Source organism: Lentilactobacillus sp. (assembly GCF_040773105.1).
Taxonomy (GTDB): domain Bacteria; phylum Bacillota; class Bacilli; order Lactobacillales; family Lactobacillaceae; genus Lentilactobacillus; species Lentilactobacillus parabuchneri.
Map to the genome: position 1 here is coordinate 1 of NZ_JAXGWW010000079.1, position 8,458 is coordinate 8,458.

Consider the following 8,458-nt stretch of genomic DNA (forward strand, 5'->3'; position numbering starts at 1 on the left):
AATGAAATTTGCAATGATTGGTGCAGGCGCAATGGGTTTACGGTACGGGATTTTACTACAAGAGGCTGGCAATGACGTTACCTTTATCGATACGTGGCAACCACACATCGACAAGATTCGTGAACAGGGTGGCGTATATGTTATGCGTGACCATAAAGACCGCCATTTGACTAAAATTAAACTGGAAACACCGGAAACATTTGACGGCCACCCAGATATGTTCATTTTCTTTACGAAGCAAATGCAGCTTCAAGATTACCTTGAGCGTTGTTCACATTTCTTCCACAAAGATCAGTACGCGTTCACCGCGATGAACGGGATGGGCCATATTGAAAAACTTCAAAAGTACTTCAGCGATGATAAAATCATTGGTGGAACTGCGCTGATCGCGACGGTTCTTCCAGGACCAGGCGAAGTTGATTTCATGGGTAAGCGGGGCGCTGGGATGATGAACATGTGCCCACTCAATGAAAAGCCGGACGCCATGTGTCAGGCACTCTTTGACCAGCTTCAAAAGGCCAAGATGAACCCAACGTTAACGGATGATTTCACAGGCACGTTAATGACGAAGGTGATCTTCAATTCCGTTATCAACACAATTTGTACGATGTTTGAGTTGCCCATGGGTGAGTTTGGAAACTTCCCGGGTGCCTATCAAATGGGGCGTCAGTTAATTGACGAAGCTTATGACATCTGTGCCCGCGCCGGGATCAAACTCGTTTCCAGCCGTGATGAGGAAATGGCCGCCCTCGACCACAATACCCGAATTGATATGCCGCTTCATTATCCGTCTATGTATCAGGATATGACCAAGGACCGGCCAACTGAAGTTGACTACATCAACGGCTATATCGCTGAGCTTGGCCGCAAGTACCATTATGAAGCCAGCACGCATTTGTTTGTTACCCAAGCGGTTCACTTGGCAGAATTTCATCGCCAAAACTTGGCCAAACAACGAGCGCTCAAGCAAGCACAGTCAGCACCCCAAGCTCAGACCGCATAGTATCCCAGCGGGTGGACACGGTATTTGGAAGCCATTTGTCGAAGCGTCGTGAAGAGAACCTCCTGTTGGTCACGGGTGCCGGAGACTTCCAAATAAAACGAATAAACACCCAACTGGGTTTTGACAGGTAAGGACATGAGGGTTACCAAATTAAGCTGCTGCTTGGCAAAGTAGCCGAGAATCTCATAAAGGGTTCCAGGTTGATCATTGAAAGAGGGTGTTACGAAGAGCGGGGCTTTGAAATGAGTACCGGATAGGGTTTGTGAAGAAAGTGCGTCAAGATTGGCAGGCCGGGATTTAAAAATGATAAATCGCGTGCTATTGTCATCTTGATCAGCAACGTTATCCAGCATGAGCGGCTGTTTTAAAACCGTCATTTGTGATTGCGGAATGATGGCCGCACTGCCCGGCTCGCCGGATTGGAACTTTTCAAGCGAAACCATATTAGAAGAAGTTGTGACAATTTGGGCCTGAGGCAGGGATGAAAGTAACTTTTGGCACTGGCCCTCGGTCTTAAACTGAACATAGATTTGTTTGATTTGCTTCAAATCAGCAACGTTTGCCACCAAGCCAAAGTTCACTGGAATGGTTATCTCGCCGATCTCCGTAACATCGGCAGACTGCAGGCGCTGCAAGGTTGCGGACACATAACCGTCAAGTTGGTTTTCCAGTGGCAAAAGACCAATGTTGTCACCGGAAACAGCTTGATAAACCTGATCGAAAGTGGGATGGTAGTCAAAAACGATATCGGAATCTGGCTGGGTTGTTAAATAAGCTTTTGCGGCCGCATCGGCGAAAGTGCCGGCGGGACCGAGAACGGAAAATTTCATCACGTAACCACCTTTTGTTTTCAAATGGGATAATGCTTCTATTATCTCATATCAAAGTAGAATCGAATGAATAATGATAAAAATGAAATGAAACGCGCCATGAAATCGGAACAGTTTCCGAATAAGTGGCGCGTTTTTGTGTTGTCATGGTCGATTTGTTAAACAAAAGTAAAGTTGTTTGACTTCCCTCAATTCAGTCACTAGTATTAATAATAATATTTACGAGGAGTTATGACGATCAATGAAATTAGCAAATCTCAAGCCATCATCATTTATCAAGCTGGTTCTCCCGTTAACTGCGGTCACTGCCGGCAGTTTCTGGGTCAGCCTGAAACTATTTGATTTTGCCTTTAAACGTGTAGATTACGTTCCGGAAACGTCTAAAGAAAAGCAGCAATATGCCGACCAATACTATGAGTACGTTGACTGGTTTCATCATATGCCGTCAGAAGAATGGTACCTTAATCGAAACGACCCCGACAAACGGATGGTCGCAACTTATATTCCGGCTGAAGGCATTTCCAAGAAGACCGTCATCATTGCCCATGGTTACAAGGGAAATCGCGAAACAATGGCCAACTACGCCAAAATGTTTCACGATATGGGCTTCAATGTCTTGACGCCGGACGACCGTGGTCATGGCGAGAGCGCCGGAAAGTACATCAGCTTTGGCTGGTTAGATCGGCTGGATTATTTAAAATGGATTGATCAGACCATCGACCACGTCGGCGAAGACAGCAAGGTGCTCTTATTTGGTGTCAGTATGGGTGGCGCCACCGTCGAAATGCTATCGGGCGAGCGGCTGCCAACCCAAGTCAAGGCGATTATCGCTGACTGCGGCTACTCCAGTATTAAAGAAGAACTGACCTACCTATTGAAGAAACAGTATCATTTACCGGAATATCCAGTTGAACCGATGGTTAGTGAAATCAATAAGCGGGCGGCCGGTTTTGGCTTGAACAGTGCCTCGTCGGTTAAGCAACTCGAGAAAAATACCCGGCCAATTCTCTTTATTCATGGCGGCAAGGACACCTATGTGCCGGCGTACATGGCCTACGAAAACTACCAGGCGACCCACGCACCCAAGCAGATTTTGATCGTCAAACACGCAACGCACGCTGAGAGCTTCTGGTATGATCCGGTTGCTTATAAACGGCGGGTCCAAGAATTTTTGAGGACCTATTTTTAATTGAAATAGAGATTTTAGAAACAGCTGGCGCGTGAAACCGTCGGCTGTTTTTTATGCCTGAATGATAACGTCTTTTTCAAAAGATGATAATCAATTTGGTTATACTTACGAAAAGTAAGTCTAAATGCTGGCATTCCATTTTCAGCATGCCTATACTTGATAACTGAACCAGATAGATTAGTGATAGATTCGGTTCACAAACTATTGGTAAGAAGGAGATTTTTCTATGACTAAGATGATTGCAGGACAAGCTTTAGTTAAAGTACTTGAAGACTGGGGCGTCGATCACGTTTATGGAATTCCCGGCGGCTCAATCAATCATACTGTCGAAGGACTCTACCTTGAAAAAGACAAAGTAAAATACATTCAAGTTCGCCATGAAGAGGTCGGAGCGATTGCTGCTTCAGCCGATGCAAAATTCACTGGTAAGATTGGCGTTGCCTTTGGTTCAGCCGGCCCTGGCGCAACTCATCTATTTAACGGCTTATACGATGCTAAAATGGATCACGTTCCCGTACTCGCATTAGTAGGCCAAGTGCCACAACCCGCAATGAATACCAATTACTTCCAGGAAATGGATGAAACACCTATGTTTAGCGATGTTTCCGTTTATAACAAGCAGGTCACGACCGCAGACCAAATTCCATACGTTGTGAACCAAGCAATTAAGGAAGCCTACCGTCAAAAGGGTGTCGCAGTTGTTATCCTACCAGAAGACCTCACTTCTCAAGAAATTGATTACACACCTACCAGGACACCACTTGTGGTTAATGATGACTTTAAGCAAACCGTTGACCCGAAAGCAGTCGAGGATACACTCAAGATGATCAAGGATGCCAAGCACCCATTGATCTATGCTGGCCGTGGTTTACTTGGCGCCCGCGATACGCTGACCAAGTTCTCCGAGCAGTTTAATATTCCCGTTATGAATAGTGTGCCGGCTACTGGCGTTATCAGTACCGACCATCCAAACTTCATTGGAACCACCGGCCGTCTTGGTACCAAATCTGGATTTGAGGCCATTCAAAACGCCGATTTGATTTTGTTCTTAGCTTCTGAGTACCCATTTGCCAACTTCTGGCCACAAGATACCAAGATGATTCAAGTCAACAATAATCCTTATGATATCGGGAAACGAATTGATGTTGACTATGCGGTAATTGCCGATGCCAAGAGCTATCTGCAGGCAATGATTGACTCCGGTGAGAGTCGACCAAAGGATGCTTGGTTGGAAGCCAACCAGGAAAACAAGAAGAATTGGGACACTTGGCTGGATCAGCTCGCCGATGATGACAGCGATGGCTTGAATGCTGAATCAGTCACCAAGAAGATTGCTGAAATTGCCGGTCCAAACGATACTTATGCCGTCGATACCGGAAACGTCTCCGAATGGGGCGTTCGTGGCTTGCCAATGAACAAGAACCAGCGTTTCGCAATTTCCGGCTTGTTTGCAACGATGGGCTTTGGACTTCCTGGTGGTTTGGCAGGTGCTTTGAGTGTCCCTGATGCACAAGCATGGTCATTGTCTGGTGATGGTGGCTTTTCAATGGTTGTCCAAGATATTTTGACCGAAGTCCGTTACAACTTACCAGTGATTAACGTGGTCTTCTCAAATGACCGCTTTGGCTTCATCTGGTATGAACAAATGCAGACGAAGCAACACTTCTATGGTGTTGATTTGAATGACGCCGACTGGGCAAAAGTCAGTGAGGGTCTTGGTGGTATTGGCTTTACCGTTAAGAGCATCAAAGACCTGGACGAAGTCTTCGCTAAGATTAAGGACCTTCAAGCTTCTGGAAACAAGAAGCCAATTGTGATCGATGTCAAGATCAAGCAAGACAATCCAGTCGCAACTGCCTTCATGCCACTTGATTCACAGAAGTATGGTGAAGAAACGGCCGAAGAATTTGCAAAACAATACCACATTGATCGTCAACAACAACCTTCATTGGAAGAGTTACTGCGTTCTAAAGAACAGTAAACAAATCAATATATGAGCTTAATCAAGAGCGGCAAAAGTTTTACGGAACTTTTGCCGTTCTTTTACATATTGGGACATGGACCGTCAATGTTACAAAACTGTTACATTCAAAAACCGTAAAATTAATATATAAGTTTGTGAAGTTTACATAAATGAAACATTGATATGTTAGGGTATTCATGGCTATTAAGATTGTGCATAATCATTTGGTAACCGGTAACTTAACTTTTGGTAAAGGCGGTTAATATTACGCCATTATTTCATTGACATCTTTTTGTAACGTGCCATAATGAGTTTAATCTTTTAGGGAGGTAGTATGATTATGAAAAAATTCGCAACGATTATTACCGTAGCTTCACTTGCATTACCAATTGCTTTTGCAGCTCCAATGGCAGTCTCAGCTGCTACAACACCGACGACTACTACAGCAAAAACTAAAGGAACAACTTACACGATCGCAAAAAATGGTGTTAAGAACTTTAAGGCTAAGTCCTATCACATCAAGAAGAACATTACGCTTTATAAGGGCTTCTTCTATGCAGATGCAGGTAAAGTGACCTTCACACCTAAGGGCAAGTTAACTAAGGCCATTACTTACAAAGTAACGCGTTCAGTTAAGGTAGCTGCTACCAAGACATCCAAAGCCAAGACTTTCTTATACGTTAAAGGCTATGGCTATGTCCTTTCAACCCAAATCACCAAGGGCAGTTACATGGCAGCCGATTAAGTTAAATTGAAATAAATGATTAAGCTTCATCCTTCTATAATCAGGTCAAGGGCAATGTGAATTGTTCTTGGCCTTTTTATATGCGAATTTTGTCCATAAAAAACGGCACCAATCCGATTACGCTCGAATTGGTGTCGCTTGTTGGATGGAAATGCCTATTGATAATCAGTATTTGCCCTGAATGACTAATTTCTTATTTGCTGTGACAAACATACCATTGCTCAGCTGGTAACGGGTGGTCAGGTTGTGTTTAACCAGTTTCTTAACGGTTAAACGAGTGCCTTTCTTGTATGATTTTACCCGACCGGTTAAGTTCTTGTTCTTGTATGCGTGAACACCCTTCTTGGAAATGACGGTGATCACCTTGTTCTTTGGAACTGACTGATAGTAGACACCGCGAACGAATTTCCAGTTAGCAGTAATGTAGCCGATCTTGCCGTCTGATTTGCGACCGTGGTTAACATCACGAACTTTGTAACGGAAGGTCCCGTTATTGGAACGTGCATAACCGATGACCACAAACATTGGGCGGTTAACCCGCTTCTGCTTTGGATAAGTGGCGATTCGCTGGCTCTTCTTGAAGGTTGGGTTCTTGTAGAGGTAAATGGCCTTCAGTGCATAAACAGCAGCTTTCTTCTTGGTCACATATCCCGGCGTTGTCGGCGGATTAGGCGTTGGAGTAGGTGTCGGCGTTGGTTGTGGCTGTGGTGTCGGAGTATGCGTCGGTGTTGGTGTAGGAGTTGGATTTGGTGTAATGTTACCGCCGCCTCCGCCACCACCCGGTGTATAAACGGTTACGATAGTTGTGGCGGTCTTATCACTTCCTGCGAAGTTGAAAGTGACTTTGTGCTGACCTGGTTTACTTGTATCGAAGTTAGCTCCTGAAACCATCATGCCAGCTGCGGTCGCATCAACGTATTTGGTCACGCTGCTTCCTTCTGGGGTTATAGCCGAAATAAAGACTTTTGCTGGGTCAAAGTTGCTGTTAATCGGGATTGTAATGGTTGGGATAACGTTGATTGCCGATTGATCGGTCAGTCCCGGAAGCACATAAGTTTCTTTTGTAGGCCGAGTTTGAGTCTTGCTGTAAAGTCCCATTAGCTCATCGGGCGTAAATGTATTACCAACAGGATGGGTAATTGTGCCACCTTTGGAAGCGTCTACGGCTTGCCATTGTTCGCCACCATTTGGTTTTCCTAAGCTGGCCTTTGTCGGATAGTCCCCCGCAATGGAAGTTAACATCGTGTTTTCCCCAAGGGTTAAACGTTTAAGGCTGGTTAACTCCCCAAGCATGTCTGTAATTTCTCCTGCATTAAGCAAGTCAAAACTGGAAATATCAAGTGAGGTGAGCGCAGTATCGTGGCCAAACATTGCTGAGGCATCAGTTACGTTGGCTGTGTTAAAACTCGACACATTTAAAACCGGCAATTGGATATTACCTAGGAACATCCCGGACATATTCTTAACCTTGCTTGTGTTGAAGTTGGAAACATCCAAGGATTTAAGGGATGTATCAGCTAAGAACATGCCGTTCATATCCTGAACATTTGCCGTATTAAAATTGGATAAGTCTAATGAAGTAAGTGCGTCCATTTGAGCGAACATGGTGCTCATATTTTTGACATTTTTAGTATTCCACTTTGTTAGATCCAGTGAAGTAAGCGCTGAATCTTGGGCAAACATATTGTGCATGTCAACCACGTTGTCGGTGTTAAACGTCGAAACGTTAAGCTTTGCAAGTGATGGATCGACAGCGAACATGTCATTCATAAATTGAACGTTGCTTGTGTTGAAAGATGGGAACTTGGAAAAGTCCAGCTCCTTTAGTGCCGGATCATTGGCAAACATTGCACTCATATCCGTTGCACTACTTGTGTCAACACCCGTTAAATTAATGTCGGTCAGACTGTTGTCAGAAAAAAACATCTGTGACATATTCTCGACTTTTTTAGTATTGAGGTTTGTCAAATCAACCGTTGTAAGCAGTGGACTATTGGAGAACATGTCTGCCATGTTGGTAACACTTTGAGTGTCCAATCCAGATAAGTTCAGCTTGGTAAAATTAGAATTCGAAAACATTTCGCTCATGTTTGTGACGTTACCAGTGTTTAGATGTGAGAAGTCGAGATTAGAAACATCACCGGTCTTGAAGAACATTTTATTGGTACTGGTGGCCTGTGATAAATCGAGATTATAAAAGCCTTGAATGTTCCTCAAGTTAGCCAGACCGAAGAAGAATTGTTCTGGTGCGTTGCCGGTCAGATTTAGTTTACCCGTGATAATAACGTTCGTGATTGGTTGGCCATACCATGGGTAACCGTTGAACATCTCTGGATCATGTTCACCGATTGTTCCACCACTGATTGTCAGTGTGGTACCTTCAATTTTCCAAGTCACATTATCGCCAATGGTCCCACTATCATCATATTGAGCAGCTACGACTGGGGCATCCGCTTTTAAAGCGAGGCGATTATTGGGTAGCGGTGCCGTTGTACTAGTTTTACTCTGGCTCACCTGAGTCGATGCTTGCGAGACGTCCTGCGCATTTAACAACGCGAACGATACACCGGCTGAGGCGGTCAGTAACAGTAATACTTTATTGATTCGATTCATAGAAAACAACTCCCCCCTCAAACACAAATCAAAGAAATACATTAATTTCCCTCGAGCAAATAACTAAACCCCTTCATCTGTGAATATAACTGATTTGAGTCTGAATGTGTTTGCC

The 8,458-nt window shown here is 44.4% G+C and carries 6 protein-coding genes; 4 read left to right on the forward strand and 2 right to left on the reverse strand.

Going from position 1 to position 8,458, the window contains the following annotated elements:
• The first annotated feature begins 1 nt into the window (after position 1).
• Positions 2-1,003, forward strand: a complete 1,002-nt coding sequence (locus AB3112_RS05670; RefSeq protein ID WP_057910184.1) for a ketopantoate reductase family protein — start codon at positions 2-4, stop codon at positions 1,001-1,003.
• On the opposite strand, the gene AB3112_RS05675 is transcribed toward AB3112_RS05670, so the two are convergent.
• Entirely contained in the window at positions 991-1,833 is an 843-nt protein-coding gene (locus AB3112_RS05675) for a prephenate dehydratase domain-containing protein (protein WP_084998128.1), read from the reverse strand. The genes AB3112_RS05670 and AB3112_RS05675 overlap by 13 nt on opposite strands.
• Before the next feature lie 241 nt (positions 1,834-2,074).
• Between AB3112_RS05675 and AB3112_RS05680 the strand changes: the two genes are divergently transcribed.
• The 3 genes from AB3112_RS05680 (at position 2,075) to AB3112_RS05690 (ending at position 5,730) form a co-directional block, all read left to right on the forward strand.
• A complete protein-coding gene (locus AB3112_RS05680; RefSeq protein WP_367334091.1) occupies positions 2,075-3,022 on the forward strand; it encodes an alpha/beta hydrolase in 948 nt (315 codons plus the stop codon).
• Between the two features lie 226 nt (positions 3,023-3,248).
• Positions 3,249-5,003, forward strand: coding sequence for a pyruvate oxidase (gene spxB / locus AB3112_RS05685; RefSeq protein WP_084973507.1), 1,755 nt, complete (start codon positions 3,249-3,251; stop codon positions 5,001-5,003).
• Between the two features lie 322 nt (positions 5,004-5,325).
• Positions 5,326-5,730 (forward strand): hypothetical protein, encoded by a 405-nt coding sequence (locus AB3112_RS05690; RefSeq protein ID WP_057910180.1) that lies wholly within the window; start codon positions 5,326-5,328, stop codon positions 5,728-5,730.
• A gap of 165 nt (positions 5,731-5,895) precedes the next feature.
• Here the strand turns inward: AB3112_RS05690 and AB3112_RS05695 are convergent, their stop codons facing one another.
• Positions 5,896-8,343: a BspA family leucine-rich repeat surface protein gene (locus AB3112_RS05695; RefSeq protein ID WP_367334092.1), complete on the reverse strand. Its 2,448-nt coding sequence runs from the start codon at positions 8,341-8,343 to the stop codon at positions 5,896-5,898.
• Positions 8,344-8,458: the final 115 nt, after the last annotated feature.

Coding starts and splice junctions, on each gene's coding strand:
- AB3112_RS05695 (WP_367334092.1), bottom strand. CDS start 8,343: ATGAATCGAATCAATAAAGTATTACTGTTACTGACCGCCTCAGCCGGT.
- spxB (WP_084973507.1), top strand. CDS start 3,249: ATGACTAAGATGATTGCAGGACAAGCTTTAGTTAAAGTACTTGAAGAC.
- AB3112_RS05690 (WP_057910180.1), top strand. CDS start 5,326: ATGAAAAAATTCGCAACGATTATTACCGTAGCTTCACTTGCATTACCA.
- AB3112_RS05680 (WP_367334091.1), top strand. CDS start 2,075: ATGAAATTAGCAAATCTCAAGCCATCATCATTTATCAAGCTGGTTCTC.
- AB3112_RS05670 (WP_057910184.1), top strand. CDS start 2: ATGAAATTTGCAATGATTGGTGCAGGCGCAATGGGTTTACGGTACGGG.
- AB3112_RS05675 (WP_084998128.1), bottom strand. CDS start 1,833: ATGAAATTTTCCGTTCTCGGTCCCGCCGGCACTTTCGCCGATGCGGCC.